A 14160-nucleotide genomic window follows, 5' to 3' on the forward strand; every position below is an offset into this window, starting at 1 on the left:
CCCGCCTGCGCGGGGATGACGAAAAGGGTTATTCCGCCGCGACGCTTTCAGCCTCGTGGCGCTCCGCTTCAAGCTTGCGCAAGGCCGCCGCATAGTCGCGCGGCATCACCTTGACGAACTTGCCCAGCGCCGCGTCCCAATCGGCGAGCAGCGCGCCCGCCAGCTTGGAGCCGGTGTGAAGCTGGTGCCGCTCGACCAGAATGCGCAGCCGCTCGGCATCGTGGCGCAGCATGTCGCCCATGCCGAAATCGTGGACCGAGCGCGGGCGCTGCGATGGGCGTCCCGTCCCCTCTTCCGCATCCGGCGTGGCCGCAATCGGCAGCAGATCGACCTGCGCGTGGTTGACGAGCTTTTCGAAGGCGCCATCGGGGTCGTAGACATAGGCGACCCCGCCGCTCATGCCCGCCGCGAAGTTGCGCCCGGTCTTGCCGAGCACGACGACGACGCCGCCGGTCATGTATTCGCAGCCGTGGTCCCCGGTGCCCTCGACCACAGCGATGGCGCCCGAGTTGCGCACGGCGAAACGCTCGCCCGCAACGCCGTTGAAGTACGCCTCGCCCGCGATGGCGCCGTACATGACGGTGTTGCCGACGATGATGTTCTCATTCGACGCACGCGGAGCCTCGGCCGGTTGACGCACGATGATGCGACCGCCCGACAGCCCCTTGCCGACATAGTCGTTGGCGTCGCCGACCAGATCGAGCGTCACCCCATGGGCGAGCCATGCGCCGAAGCTCTGGCCCGCAACGCCCGTGAGGTTGATGCGGATCGAATCGGTCGGCAGGCCTTCGTGCCCATGCGCCTTGGCAACCTCGCCCGAGAGCATCGCGCCGACCGTGCGGTTGACGTTGCGCACGGCATATTCGAGCTGCACCGGCGCCTTGGTGTCGATGGCCATGCGGCAATCGGCGATCAGGCGGTTGTCGAGCGCGCCGTCGAGGCCGTGATCCTGCGTGCCGATCTGGCAGAGCGAGGCACCTTCCTTGATCTCCACCTGATGGAGGATGCGCGACAGGTCGATCCCGCGCGCCTTCCAGTGGCGCTCCATCCGGCGGGTGTCGAGCCGGTCGACCCGGCCGACCATCTCGGCGACGGTGCGGAAGCCCATCTCGGCCATGATCTGGCGAAGCTCCTCGGCGACGAAGAACATATAGTTGACCACATGCTCGGGCTGCCCGGTGAAGCGCGCGCGCAGCACCGGGTCCTGCGTGGCAACGCCGACGGGGCAGGTGTTGAGGTGGCACTTGCGCATCATGATGCACCCTGCCGCAATCAGCGGCGCGGTGGCAAAGCCGAACTCGTCTGCGCCGAGCAGCGCGCCGATGGCAACGTCGCGGCCCGTGCGCAGGCCGCCGTCGACCTGCACCGCGATCCGCTCGCGCAGATCGTTGAGGAGAAGGGTCTGCTGGGTCTCGGCCAGGCCGATTTCCCACGGCGAACCCGCGTGCGTCAGCGAGGTGAGCGGCGAAGCGCCCGTGCCGCCGTCATAGCCCGCGATGGTGACATGGTCCGCGCGCGCCTTGGACACGCCCGCAGCGACCGTGCCGACGCCGACTTCGGAGACCAGCTTGACCGAGATCCGCGCGACCGGGTTCACGTTTTTGAGATCGTGGATCAGCTGCGCCAAGTCTTCGATCGAATAGATGTCGTGGTGCGGCGGCGGGCTGATGAGGCCCACACCCGGCGTCGAGTGCCGCACCGCGCCGATGCGCTTGTCGACCTTGTGCCCGGGCAGCTGACCGCCCTCGCCCGGCTTTGCGCCCTGCGCCATCTTGATCTGGATGTCGTCCGAGTTGACGAGATATTCGGTGGTCACGCCGAAGCGGCCCGAGGCGACCTGCTTGATCCGGCTGCGCATCGAATCGCCATTGGCGAGCGGCTTGAAGCGGAACGGCTCCTCCCCGCCCTCGCCCGTGTTCGAGCGCCCGCCGATGCGGTTCATCGCGATCGCCATGGTCGAATGCGCCTCGTGGCTGATCGAGCCAAGGCTCATCGCCCCGGTGCTGAAACGCTTCACGATCTCGGACGCCGGTTCCACTTCGCTAAGCGGGATCGGCTGGTCGGCCTTCTTGAACTCAAGGAGGCCGCGGATCGTCAGCAGCCGCTCGGACTGCTCGTTGATCGACTTCGCGAATTCCTCGTAGTTCTTCGGATCATTGCCGCGCACCGCGTGCTGCAATTGCGCGACATTCTGCGGCGTCCAGGCGTGCTCCTCGCCGCGCAGGCGATATTGGTAGATGCCGCCGACATCGAGCATCCCGTCATAGAGCGGGTTGTCGCCGTAAGCCTGACCGTGGCGGCGCAGCGCTTCCTCGGCGACTTCGGCAAGGCCGATGCCTTCGATGGTGGTGGCGGTGCCGGTGAAATACTTCTCCACGAAGGCGCTCGACAGCCCCACCGCGTCGAAAATCTGCGCGCCGCAATAGGACTGGTAGGTCGAGATGCCCATCTTGGACATGACCTTGCGGATGCCCTTGCCGATCGCCTTGATGAAGTTCTGCTGCACCTTGTAGGCGGGCAGATCGGGGTGCCGCTTGGCGCGCAGGGCTTCGAGGGTTTCGAAGGCGAGATAGGGGTTGATCGCCTCGGCACCGTAGCCTGCGAGCACGCAGAAGTGATGCACCTCGCGCGCCTCGCCGGTCTCGACCACGAGGCCAGTCTGCATGCGCAGGCCTTGCCGGACGAGGTGATGGTGCACCGCCGCCGTCGCCAGCAGCGCGGGCATGGGCACGCGGTTCTCACTCTGGCCCCGGTCGCTGAGGACGAGGATGTTGTGATCCTGAAGCACCGCTTCGGTCGCGGCCCAGCACATCTCTTTTAGCGCCATTTCAAGGCCTTCGGCCCCGCTTTTGGCATCCCATGTGATGTCGATGGTGGCGCAGCGGAAGGCGCCGTCCAGTGCCTCTTCGACCGAGCGGATCTTGGCGAGATCCTCATTCGTCAGGATCGGCTGATGCACTTCGAGCCGCTTGTGCGTTCCCGCATCGCGGCCGAGCAGGTTCGGACGCGGGCCGATCATGCTGGTGAGGCTCATCACCAGTTCTTCGCGGATCGGATCGATCGGCGGGTTGGTGACCTGCGCGAAGTTCTGCTTGAAGTAATCATAGAGCAGCCGGGCGCGATCGGACAGCACGGCAATCGGCGTATCGGTGCCCATCGAGCCGATGGGGTCGTCGGCATCCACCGCCATCGGTTCGAGGAAGCGGGTGATGTCTTCCTGCGTATACCCGAAGGCCTGCTGGCGTTGCAGCAGCGTGCCCTCTTCTGCGGGGATCGCGGCGAGCTCGGGCACGACATCGGTGATGTCTTCCAGCTTGTACTGCGCCTGCTGGAGCCATTCTGCATAGGGCTCGGCATTGGCGAGATCGGCCTTGAGCTCGTCATCCTCGATGATCCGGCCCTGTTCGAGGTCGATCAGCAGCATCTTGCCGGGCTGGAGGCGCCACTTCCTGACGATGTCCTCCTCGCGGAAGGGCAGCACACCGCTTTCCGACGCGAGACACACGATGTCGTCCTTCGTCACGCAGAAGCGCGCAGGGCGAAGCCCGTTGCGGTCGAGCGTCGCGCCAATCTGGCGGCCATCGGTGAAGCACACCGCCGCCGGGCCGTCCCACGGCTCCATCAGCGCGGCGTGATATTCGTAGAAGGCGCGCCGGGCCGGGTCCATCAATGCATTGCCGGCCCACGCCTCGGGGATGAGGATCATCATCGCGTGCGCCAGCGAATATCCGCCCGCGATCAGCAGTTCGAGCGCGTTGTCGAGGCACGCTGTGTCCGATTGCCCGTGCGGGATGATCGGCCACATCTTGTCGAGATCCGGCCCCAGCAGCTCGCTTTCCATCGTGCGGCGGCGCGCGTTCATCCAGTTGACGTTGCCGCGCACCGTGTTGATCTCGCCATTGTGGGCGATGAACCGGAACGGGTGGGCGAGACGCCAGCTGGGGAAGGTGTTGGTGCTGAAGCGCTGGTGGACGAGCCCCAGCGCCGAGACACAGGCCGGATCGCGCAGGTCATCGTAGAAGCTGCCCACCTGCGTCGCCAGCAGCAGGCCCTTGTAGACCAGCGTGCGGGTCGAAAAGCTCGGGATATAGGTCTCGGTCACGCCCGGCAGGCCGTGCTTTTCGGCCAGCTGCGCAAGCGGGTTCTGCACCTGCTTGCGGATGGTGAGCAGCTTGCGCTCGAAGGCGTCCTGATCGGCGCAGATCGCCCCGCGCGCGATCACCGCCATCTCGATCACCGGCATCGAGGCGATCACCGCCGCGCCGAGGCCATCCATGGTGGTTGGCACTTCGCGCCAGCCGATGAAGCGCTGGCCTTCCTTGGCGGTGAAAGCCTCCATCCGCGCCTTGACGAATTCGCGCGCGGCATCGTCCTGCGGGAGGAAGCACATGGCGACGCCATAGTCACCGGGTGCGGGGAGATCGTGACCATTGGCATCGGCCCAGCCGCGAATCAGCGGATCGGGGATCTGAATCAGGATGCCCGCGCCATCGCCCAGCAAGGGATCGGAACCCACCGCGCCGCGGTGATCCAGGCGGTCGAGGATGTCCAAGGCCTGCGCGACGATTGCGTGGCTTTTTTCGCCCTTGATATGCGCAACCATACCGACGCCGCAGGCGTCATGTTCGTTGGCGGGGTCATAGAGACCCTGGGAGGAAGGGTATCCCATGGCAAAAGTCCGATCTGTCAGATGCCGACAGGCGCGCACTCTGCGGCAGACTGGCTCACGCAGGGAACACGCCTCTTGGCAGGTCTATCGGGCGCGCCCAGCCCCTCGCAGGGTTGCTCTTGCCCGTTTTCGGGCCCCTCATGCCGACAGGAAGCGGGTTTGGCAATGGGGTTGCGCGAAGCAAAATTTCTCGCAGACCTATTCAGACTATCGTTAGATTGCGCATGTTGCACGCGCAGCCGGGTTCGGTTGCAGCTTTTGCGCCAGTACGGGGACTCAGCCCACCCCGCCGCCGGCTTTGCGCGGGGTCTGAAGCTGCGCCAAAGCCGCCCGCAGCGGTTCCTTGGCGGAATCGTCGGTGTTGTCCCCGCTGAGGGCCGCAAGTGCCTTGAGCGCCTCGGCGAGCGCGGCTTCGCGTGCAGCGAGATCGGCGGCAGTCAGCGCGCGCGTCGGCGGGCTGGTGCGGTGTTCGTGGAGCGCTCCAGCAAAGCGTTCAACCATTTCGGCCATGCTCAGCTCGCTTGTCGGGACAGCGCGCAGACGGGCGAGCGCAGCCGTGCCGGGACCGGGCTGCGACGAGGCCTGGCGCAGCGCAGTAACAGGAGTGTCGATGGTGGGTTCATCGGCAATCGGCTCGGCCACAGGTTCGACGATCGGCAGCGGCTCAGGCGCGGGTTGAGCGACAGGCTCTGCCACATCTTCCACCCACACCGCATTGCGACCGGGCAGGTCGGCAAATTCGGCCAGATTGAGCTCACGCGGGACGCTCTGCGGCTCGGGCTCACGTTCCGGCCTGTCCTCGTCGCCCGCGGCGGACGCGGCGAAGGGGAGTGTCTCAATCGGATCATCAAGGCTGCTGCTGCCAAGATCGCGCAACGGGTCAATCGGGCGGACCGCGCGCTTCGCTACGGATGTCTCCCCGGCTCGGTGGCGGGCTCGCAGGCTTGCGCCAGTCGCGAGCGCGAACAATCCGCCGCCCAGCACCAGCGCCGCAATGGCAGCCGCAAGCGGCTGAAGTGGCAAGCCGGATGCGCCCATCATCGTTCCGCCCAGCGTCTGCTCGATCACGGCGGACGGAAGGACCATGACGGTCAAACCGGCGAGCATCGTGCCCCACAGCCCGAGAATGGGCGCAAAAGCCCGGTGCGCCACAAGCGATCCCACGGTGCGTCCGCTCGCCTTGCGAGGCGCCCGCTGCTTCGGCCGATCCTGCTGCCCGAACTTCATTGTCACGTCATCCTGCCATGGCGGCCATGCGCCCCGCAGCGCCGCTCTCGTTCCGGGCTAGCAACAGATGGTAAACAGACAGATAATCACGCGCATTGGCCGCCCAGTCATGGCGAGTGCGCACATGGGTGACGGCGCGGTCCTTCATCGCCTCCCAGCCTTCGCGCGCATCCAGCAAGCGGCTGAGCGCGGCGGCGCAGGCGGCCGGATCATCAGGGGCAAACAGCGTCCCGGTTTCGCCATCGGTGATGAGTTCGCGATGCCCGCCCACGCTCGAGGCTGCCACCAGACGGCGCTGTGCCATGGCTTCCAGCGGCTTCAGCGGCGTGACAAGATCGGTCAGACGCTGCGCCTTCCTCGGATAGGCGAGCACATCGACCAGCGAATAGTAGCGCTCGACTGCGGCGTGCGGCACGCGGCCGGCGAAGATCACCGCTTCGGGATCGGGCAGCTTTGCCGCCGCAGCGCGCCAGCTTTCGTCCATCGGCCCCGCGCCCACCAGCAGCAGCCGCGAATCGGGGTGCGAGCGGCGGAGGAGCGGCATGGCGGCGATCAGATCATCGACACCCTCATAGGCATAGAAGCTGCCGATATAGCCGATCACCGGCGCGCCATCGGCAATCCCGAGTTCGGCGGCCAGTGCGCCGTCCCGCGTGGGCGGATCACCGAACAGGTCGAGATCGACCCCGTTGCGCATCACGTGAATCCGGCTTTCGGGAATGCCGCGCGCGGCTAGATCCTGCCGCAGCCCCTCGCAGATGGTGAACAAGGCGTCCGCCGCCTTGGCAACCTGCGTTTCGAGCGCCCGGGTCAGGCGATATTTGATGCTGCCCTCGGTGCCGGTGAGATTGCCGACGGCGGCATCCTCCCAGAAAGCGCGGATTTCATAGACGAAGGGAACATCCAGCGCCCGCGCCGCGCGCTGCGCCGCGGCTCCGCACAGGGCGGGCGAATGGGCGTGGATGATGTCGGGCCGCCAGTCATCGGCAAGGGCGATGATCGCGGCGGTAAGCGCTTCGATCTCACCCATTTCGCGCAAGGGCGGCGGACCCGACGGGGTGCCGGGTGTGCGGTGGAACGTCAGGCCATCCGCCTCCTCGGGCGAGCCGTTCAGCACGGCCTCAAGGTTATGGCGCTGCCCGGTGATGCCGCGCACCTCCAGCCCCAGCCCCTCCTGCGCTTTCAGAATCGCACGGGTGCGGAAGGTGTAGCCGCTGTGGAGCGGGAGCGAATGATCGAGCACATGCAGAACGCGGGTCATGCGCAACCATCTATCGCAGGCGTGCTTAACGCCGCGTCAACTGGCTGGGCGTAAAGCAGCACAAACCCCGGCTGGACCCGCCCGACCTATGATCGACTATTTCGCGCTTGCTCTTGGACATGGTCTGCTGGCCATCGCCTTGCTGCGCCTGATGCTGCGCGAGGGGTTGGACGCCGACCCGCTGATCAGCGAACTCAAGGCCGAGACCGAAGGCAACCGCATGGCGACCACCACTGCCGGCCGCAACTCCGCGCGGCGCGCCAGAACTGGCGGCGCGGACAAAGCAGAGGGTGTCCCGCCCGCCGATGCTTGACCTCTTCTTCCTTGCTTTCATCGGATACGTGCTGGTGCTCGGTCTCCGGCGCCCGTTCCTGTGGGTGCTGCTCTATGTCTATATCGACATCCTCGCGCCGCAGCGGATCGGCTATTCCGCGATTGCCAGCCTGCCGCTGTCGCTGATCGCCTTTGCTGCTGCCTTCGGCGGCTGGATCGCGCTCGACCGCAAGGAAGGCGCGCGCTTCACCTTGCGGCAGGGATTGATGGTGCTGCTGCTGGCCTATTGCTTCTGGACGACGGGCCATGCCGATTTCCCGATCGAGGCCGCGACCAAGTGGGACTGGGTGTGGAAGGCGCTGCTGTTTGCGATCTTCCTCCCCCTTACCCTCACCACCCGCGCGCGGATCGAGGGGCTTGCGCTCTCGCTGCTGCTGACCGTGGCGATGATCGTGATCGCGACGGGCCTGAAAGTGGTGACCGGTGGCGGCGGCTATGGCGAGCTCAACTTCTTCGTCGACGACAATAGCGGGATCTACGAAAGCTCGACCTTGGCGACGGTCGCGATCGGGCTGATCCCGATGCTGTGGTGGCTGGTGCGGCATGGCACGATCTTTCCGAAGCACTGGACGGTAACGGTCTTCGCCGCCGCGCTGACATTTGCGGCCTTGTTGGTGCCCATCGGCACCGAAGCGCGCACCGGCCTGTTGTGCATCGCTGCCCTGGCGGTGCTGATGCTGCGCTACACCAAGCGGCGGTTCCTGTTTGTGGCCGGGGCGGGCATGATGGGCCTCGTCGCCCTGCCCTTCCTCCCGCAATCCTATTACGACCGCATGGCGACGCTTGCACAACCGAGTGGCGATGAAAGCGCATCGACCCGCATCGCAGTGTGGGAATGGACTATCGATTACGTCGCGAAGAAACCGCTCGGCGGCGGGTTTGATGCCTTCCGCGGCAACAAGTTCAACTATGTGATGCCGGTCAAGCAAACCGACGGGAACACCACGACGGTGACTTATCAGCCGGTCGAGGACAAGGGCCGCGCCTATCACTCCTCGTTCTTCGAGATGCTGGGAGAACAGGGCTGGCCGGGCCTCATCATCTGGATTGCGCTGCACCTGATCGGGCTATGGCAGATGGAGCGTATCCAGCGCCGCTGGAAACATGCCGAGGCCGAGGCCGAACGCTGGATTGCACCGCTCGCCGCTGCCTTGCAGATGGGTGCGGTGATCTACCTGGTCGGCGCGACCTTCCAGGGGATCGCCTATCAGCCAGTGATGCTGATGCTGGTCGGCCTGCAGATCGGGCTCAACACCTACTGCGCGCGGATCGATTCGGCGCGCGGGTTGTTGGAGCGCAGCGCGTTGCGCAAGCAGGCCATCGCAGCCAAGATGGGCGGTGCCGTAGCGGCATAGAGCAGAGCGTTGCGCTCCCCCGCGTGTTGCGCCATGAAGCCGCCCACGGACAAGCACGGCGGGCACGGGATCTCGCCGGCACAATGTGAGGAGGAGCTCCCATGAACCCGCAGGAATTGGCCGCCAAGGTCGGCGAAGTGATCGGCACCAGCGAATGGGCCGAAATGAGCCAGGAACGCATCAACCAGTTCGCCGAGGCGACCGGTGATCACCAGTTCATCCATGTCAATGAAGAGATGGCCAAGATGACCCCGTTCGGCGGGACCATCGCGCACGGCTTCCTGACCTTGTCGATGATCCCCTATCTCGGTGCCCAGGGCGGCGCTCCGCGCATCGACGGCGTGAAGATGGGCGTGAATTATGGCGGCAACAAGACTCGCTTCATCGCCCCCGTGCGCGCGGGCAAGCGGATCCGCGGTGTCTGGAAGCTCACCGAAATGGTCGAAAAGCGCCCCGGCCAGTGGCAGCAGACCTGCGAAATCACCATCGAGATCGAAGGCGAAGAAAAGCCCGCCCTGATCTGCGAGTGGATCACACAATACTTCGTGTGATCGCTCAACCATCGTCATCCCGGCGCAGGCCGGGACCCAGAGCTGCATGGCTCTGCCCTCACCTCCACTGGGCCCCGGCCCCCAAGATTTCTTGGCGCCGGGGTGACGGTGAAGAATGATTGAAAAAGGATACCCCAACCATGGCACGTGACGCCGTTATCGTCTCCACCGCCCGCACGCCCATCGGCCGTGCTTACAAGGGCGCCTTCAACGCCACCCCCGGCGCCACCTTGGGCGCGCTCAGCCTTGCTCCGGCGATTGAACGCGCCGGGATCGAAGCGGGCGCGATTGACGATGTGGTGTGGGGCGCCGTCCTCACGCAAGGGACTCAGGCCGGCAACATCGCCCGCCAGGTCGCCCTGCGCGCCGGTTGCCCGGTCGGCGTTTCGGGCCAGACCATCGACCGCCAGTGCTCCTCGGGCCTGATGGCCATCGCCACCGCCGCCAAGCAGATCATCGTCGACAACATGGATATCGTCGTCGGCGGCGGGCAGGATTCGATCTCGATGGTGCAGACCCCCGAGATGCGCGTTGCGCCGGATCGCTCGCTGATCGCGATGCACAAGGACGTGTACATGCCGATGCTCGGCACGGCCGAGACCGTGGCCAAGCGCTACAACATCAGCCGCGAAGCGCAGGACGAATACGCCTTCCAGTCGCAGATGCGCACGGCGGCCGCGCAGGCCGCGGGCAAGTTCGATGATGAAATCGTCCCCGTCACCACCACCATGAACGTGGTCGACAAGGAGACGAAGGAAGTCTCGCAGGTGGAATTCACCCTCACCAAGGATGAAGGCAACCGTCCTGAGACCACCCTTGAAGGCCTCCAGAGCCTCAACCCCGTGATGGGCCCGGGCATGAACATTACCGCGGGCAACGCCTCACAGCTTTCGGACGGCTCCTCGGCATCTGTGCTGATGGAAGCCAAGCTGGCGGAGCAGAAGGGCCTCCAGCCGCTCGGCCGCTATGTCGGCATGGCGGTTGCGGGCACCGAGCCGGACGAAATGGGCATCGGCCCTGTCTTCGCGATCCCGAAGCTGCTCAAGCAGACCGGCCTCAAGATGGACGACATCGGCCTCTGGGAACTGAACGAGGCCTTCGCGGTGCAGGTGCTCTACTGCCGCGATCAGCTCGGCATCGACAATGACATCCTCAACGTCAACGGCGGCTCGATCTCGATCGGCCACCCCTACGGCATGACCGGCGCACGCTGCACCGGCCACGCGCTGATCGAAGGCAAGCGCCGCGGCGCGAAGTATGTCGTCGTCACCATGTGCGTGGGCGGCGGCATGGGCGCTGCGGGGCTGTTCGAAGTCTTCTAAGCGGCCTTGGCGGCCTGGCGCTTCGCTCCGCCAGGCCGATAGCACCAGGATAGGAACGGCGCGGGAGACAACTCCCGCGCCGTTTTCACATCCCCTGCGCTGCCTTCCAGTCGCGGCGGAGCTTCTTGGCGAGGCTCCATTTGTGAACTTCCGTGGGGCCGTCATAGATGCGGAAGGCGCGGATTTCGCGGAACATGGTCTCGACGATGGTCTTGTCGGTCACGCCCGTCCCGCCCATCACCTGCACGCACTTGTCGGCGACGCGCATCAGCGCCTCGGACACGGCAACCTTCGTCATTGAACTTTCGACCGTGCCCAGCGACCCGGTATCGAGCACGCCCGCACACCAGTCGATCATCAGCTCGCATTGCTTGAGGTCGATCATGTTCTCGGCGAGCATGAAGCCCACGCCCTCGTGGTCGATCAGGGTCTTGCCGAAGGCCATGCGGCGGTTGGCGTAGTCGGTCGCGATCTCCTGCGCGCGGATGCAGCCACCGAGCCAGCGCATGCAGTGCGACAGGCGTGCAGGCGACAAGCGGATCTGGGCATATTTGAAGCCCTCGCCCGCTTGCCCCAGCATCTGATCGGCGGGGATGCGCAGATTGTCGATGGTGATCTCGGCATGGCTGCCGGGCATCGAGCTGTCGATGGTGTTCGGCACGGCGGTGATCTGGATCGCGGGATCAGGCAGATCGACGAGGAACATGCAGGCCCCGCCGGCGCTGTCGGGGTCCTCGGACTTCGCCATTACGATCCCGACCTTCGCGCCTTCCGCCCCGGTGATGAAGCACTTCTTGCCGTTCACCACCCAGTGATTGCCGTCCTTTCGGCAGGTGGTGATCATCATCGAGGGGTCAGCGCCCGCGCCGTTGAGCTCCGCCGGCTCGGTCATGAAGAAGGCCGAGCGCGCTTCGCCTGACACCAGCGGGGTCAGGAAACGCTCCTTGAGATCGGGGCTGCCGACCTTGCCGATCAGATACATGTTGCCCTCGTCGGGCGCCTGGGTGTTGCAGGCCAGCATCCCGAGCGGCGTAAGGCCGGACTTGATGAGGATGACGGCGGTCTCGCGCTGGTTGAAATGGCTGCCATCGGGGCGGATATGCGGGGTCAGCACCCCGGCCGCGCGGGCGAGCTCGCGCATCTCCATGACCAGTTCGTCGGTCGGCGCGCCGTGGTGATCGCGGCGCGGATCCTGTTCATAGGCGAAGATCGTTCCGCGCACGAAGGCCTCGACTTTCGCCGCCATTTCGAGCGCTTCGTTGCTGATGGTCATGTGTGGTGTCTCCCGTTCGGGCGAGGCAAGAGCGTCGCACCGTTCGGGCCCATGCCTGCCCTGCCCGCCTCCGCGCGTCGAGCCGCAGAAATGACAAGTGAAGAAAATCCTGCCCCGCACTGGCCCGGTCAGGGACAATGCGGGGCAGAAGCAATGCGGTTCAGCGCAGGCTCACCACGTTATCGGTCGCCTCACGCTTGCGGCTCCCGTTGAACAAGCTCATCATCGGCTCGTCCTGCACGGTCACTTGCCTTGCATTGCCATAGCCGTTGAAGCCGGTCTTCATCGCCGCGCCGTACGCGCCGAGCATCCCGATCTCGATATAGTCACCCGCCTGAATGTCAGCCGGGAGCCGGAACGGGCCCTTCATGTAATCGGCATCGTCACAGGTCGGGCCGTAGAAGGCGAAGTCTTCCTCGTCCTCGATCAGATCGTCCTCAAGCGCCTTCACCGGGAAACGCCATGCGACGTGCGCGGCATCATAGAGCGCGCCGTAAGCGCCATCATTGATGTAGAGCTCTTCGCCGCGGCGCTTGTTCACCTGCACGATCATCGAGGAGTACTCGGCCGACAGCGCGCGGCCGGGCTCGCACCACAGCTCGGCGTTGTAGGCGACCGGCAGCGCCTCGAAGTGGCGGGCGATGATTGCGAAGTAATCTTCCATCGGCGGCGGCTCGAGGCCCGGATAGGCGCTCGGGAAGCCCCCGCCCACGTCGATCATGTCGATCACCACCGATGCCTCTGCGATGGCCGCACGGGTGCGGTCCAGCGCCTGGACGAAGGCAAACGGGGTCATCGCCTGGCTGCCAACGTGGAAGCACACGCCCAGCCAGTCGCAATGCTGGCGGGCTTCGCGCAGCAGCGCGGGCGCTTCGATCAGGTCGCAGCCGAACTTCGATGCGAGGCTGAGCTCCGAATACTCAGACGACACGCGCAGCCGCACGCACAGGCGCAGATCGCGCGGGGCCTCACCCGATTCGCGATTGCGGCAGGCATCGATGATCTTCTCCAGCTCTTCGACCGTGTCGAGGCTGAAGGTCCGAACGCCATGGTCGAAATAGGCCTCCGCAATCGCCGCCGGGGTCTTCACCGGGTGCATGAAGCACAGCACCGCGTTCGGCAGAATACCGCGCACCAGCCGGACTTCGGTGATCGAAGCGACGTCGAAGTGGGTCACGCCGGCGTCCCACAGCACGCTAATCAGATCAGGCGCCGGGTTGGCCTTGACCGCATAGAGCACCTTGCCCGGAAACTTCTCGACGAAGAAACGGGCGGCGCGCCGCGCGGCGTGCGGGCGGTTGAGGATGACGGGTTCGTCCGGACGGAGGTCGCGAACTACAGCCAGTGCGTCGGGATAAATGTGCAACTCAAGGGACCCCCAAAACGGCTCTGTTGAACCATAAAACGACAAGCTGCCTTGCGGTTTGGAAGTCCCCTTGGGGCAGCGGAAGCGCGCAATTAGGGCTTGGGGGGGGAAATGCAAACGAAAAATGCACCCCGCCGGGGTGAAATGTTTCTTTTCGAAGACACCCCACCTTGCACGACCGGAATGTGACGGAAATCCGCCTTTTTTTCGCGTCAGAAGCCGATTTTGGGAACCTTATCGACCGTCCCTTGTTCGCTCGCGTCCAGCCGGTGGAAATCGGCCTCCGCGAATCCGAGGCCGCTCGCAAACAGCACCGCCGGGAAGGCCTCGCGCGCGCCGTTGAACCGCGCCACCGCGGCATTCAGCGCGCGTCGCGCGGCGGCCAGCTTGTCTTCGACATCAGCGAGTTCGCTTTGAAGTGACTGAAAGTTCGCGCTCGCCTTGAGGTCGGGATAGGCCTCCCCCAGCGCCAGCAGATTGTCGAGCGCGCCGCGCAATTGCTGCTCGCTCCCCGAATCCGGCTGGCCTGACGCCGCCGCGTTGCGCGCCGCGATCACCGCTTCCAGCGTCGCCGATTCGTGACCGGCATATCCCTTTACCGTCTCGACCAGATTGGGGATCAGGTCATGCCGCTGGCGCAGCTGCGCGTCGATATCGGCGACGCCCTGACGCACGCTTTGCCGCAGGCGAACCAGATTGTTGTAGATGCCGATCACCATCAGCACCCCCACAACAACCACGCCAATCACCACCAAGCCGATCAAATTCATTGTCATCCCCTTTACCAGACAGCCCCATTTGTG

10 protein-coding genes are annotated in these 14160 nt (G+C 65.2%); 4 read left to right on the top strand and 6 right to left on the bottom strand.

Annotation, left to right across the window (positions count from 1 at the left end; all coding sequences use genetic code 11):
• Nucleotides 1-28: 28 nt before the first annotated feature.
• The 3 genes from gltB to ACLBKT_RS07200 form a co-directional block, all read right to left on the bottom strand.
• Nucleotides 29-4669: a glutamate synthase large subunit gene (gene gltB, locus ACLBKT_RS07190; RefSeq protein ID WP_410182253.1), complete on the bottom strand. Its 4641-nt coding sequence runs from the start codon at nucleotides 4667-4669 to the stop codon at nucleotides 29-31.
• Between the two features lie 276 nt (nucleotides 4670-4945).
• Complete coding sequence (locus tag ACLBKT_RS07195) at nucleotides 4946-5896, bottom strand: hypothetical protein (RefSeq protein ID WP_410182254.1); 951 nt, start codon at nucleotides 5894-5896, stop codon at nucleotides 4946-4948.
• Nucleotides 5897-5903: 7 nt separating this feature from the next.
• Entirely contained in the window at nucleotides 5904-7157 is a 1254-nt protein-coding gene (locus tag ACLBKT_RS07200) for a TIGR04063 family PEP-CTERM/XrtA system glycosyltransferase (protein ID WP_410182255.1), read from the bottom strand.
• Between the two features lie 88 nt (nucleotides 7158-7245).
• On the opposite strand from ACLBKT_RS07200, the gene ACLBKT_RS07205 reads away from it, so the two are divergent.
• The 4 genes from ACLBKT_RS07205 to ACLBKT_RS07220 all read left to right on the top strand — a co-directional run bounded on the left by ACLBKT_RS07205 (nucleotide 7246) and on the right by ACLBKT_RS07220 (nucleotide 10718).
• On the top strand, nucleotides 7246-7470 hold the full coding sequence (locus ACLBKT_RS07205) for a hypothetical protein (protein WP_410182256.1): 225 nt from the start codon (nucleotides 7246-7248) through the stop codon (nucleotides 7468-7470).
• The gene (locus ACLBKT_RS07210) at nucleotides 7463-8845 is read left to right on the top strand and encodes a DUF5935 domain-containing protein (protein ID WP_410182257.1); all 1383 of its coding nucleotides are present in this window, start codon (nucleotides 7463-7465) and stop codon (nucleotides 8843-8845) included. Before ACLBKT_RS07205 ends, ACLBKT_RS07210 begins: the two co-directional genes overlap by 8 nt.
• A gap of 101 nt (nucleotides 8846-8946) precedes the next feature.
• Nucleotides 8947-9396 carry a MaoC family dehydratase gene (locus tag ACLBKT_RS07215; RefSeq protein WP_067401388.1) on the top strand — a complete coding sequence of 150 codons (450 nt, stop codon included), beginning with the start codon at nucleotides 8947-8949 and terminating at the stop codon, nucleotides 9394-9396.
• A 140-nt stretch (nucleotides 9397-9536) separates the two neighbouring features.
• The gene (locus ACLBKT_RS07220; RefSeq protein WP_410182258.1) at nucleotides 9537-10718 is read left to right on the top strand and encodes an acetyl-CoA C-acyltransferase; all 1182 of its coding nucleotides are present in this window, start codon (nucleotides 9537-9539) and stop codon (nucleotides 10716-10718) included.
• An 85-nt stretch (nucleotides 10719-10803) separates the two neighbouring features.
• Here ACLBKT_RS07220 and ACLBKT_RS07225 read toward each other — a convergent pair whose 3' ends face one another.
• From ACLBKT_RS07225 to ACLBKT_RS07235, 3 genes are all read right to left on the bottom strand, one after another.
• A complete protein-coding gene (locus ACLBKT_RS07225) occupies nucleotides 10804-11991 on the bottom strand; it encodes an acyl-CoA dehydrogenase family protein (RefSeq protein WP_410182259.1) in 1188 nt (395 codons plus the stop codon).
• A 160-nt stretch (nucleotides 11992-12151) separates the two neighbouring features.
• Nucleotides 12152-13357: a type III PLP-dependent enzyme gene (locus tag ACLBKT_RS07230; protein WP_410182260.1), complete on the bottom strand. Its 1206-nt coding sequence runs from the start codon at nucleotides 13355-13357 to the stop codon at nucleotides 12152-12154.
• Nucleotides 13358-13569: 212 nt separating this feature from the next.
• On the bottom strand, nucleotides 13570-14127 hold the full coding sequence (locus tag ACLBKT_RS07235; protein ID WP_410182261.1) for a LemA family protein: 558 nt from the start codon (nucleotides 14125-14127) through the stop codon (nucleotides 13570-13572).
• Nucleotides 14128-14160: the final 33 nt, after the last annotated feature.

The sequence above is a fragment of the Erythrobacter sp. W302b genome, assembly GCF_046452395.1.
GTDB lineage: Bacteria > Pseudomonadota > Alphaproteobacteria > Sphingomonadales > Sphingomonadaceae > Erythrobacter.

Coding starts and splice junctions, on each gene's coding strand:
- gltB (WP_410182253.1), bottom strand. CDS start 4,669: ATGGGATACCCTTCCTCCCAGGGTCTCTATGACCCCGCCAACGAACAT.
- ACLBKT_RS07195 (WP_410182254.1), bottom strand. CDS start 5,896: ATGAAGTTCGGGCAGCAGGATCGGCCGAAGCAGCGGGCGCCTCGCAAG.
- ACLBKT_RS07200 (WP_410182255.1), bottom strand. CDS start 7,157: ATGACCCGCGTTCTGCATGTGCTCGATCATTCGCTCCCGCTCCACAGC.
- ACLBKT_RS07205 (WP_410182256.1), top strand. CDS start 7,246: ATGATCGACTATTTCGCGCTTGCTCTTGGACATGGTCTGCTGGCCATC.
- ACLBKT_RS07210 (WP_410182257.1), top strand. CDS start 7,463: ATGCTTGACCTCTTCTTCCTTGCTTTCATCGGATACGTGCTGGTGCTC.
- ACLBKT_RS07215 (WP_067401388.1), top strand. CDS start 8,947: ATGAACCCGCAGGAATTGGCCGCCAAGGTCGGCGAAGTGATCGGCACC.
- ACLBKT_RS07220 (WP_410182258.1), top strand. CDS start 9,537: ATGGCACGTGACGCCGTTATCGTCTCCACCGCCCGCACGCCCATCGGC.
- ACLBKT_RS07225 (WP_410182259.1), bottom strand. CDS start 11,991: ATGACCATCAGCAACGAAGCGCTCGAAATGGCGGCGAAAGTCGAGGCC.
- ACLBKT_RS07235 (WP_410182261.1), bottom strand. CDS start 14,127: ATGAATTTGATCGGCTTGGTGGTGATTGGCGTGGTTGTTGTGGGGGTG.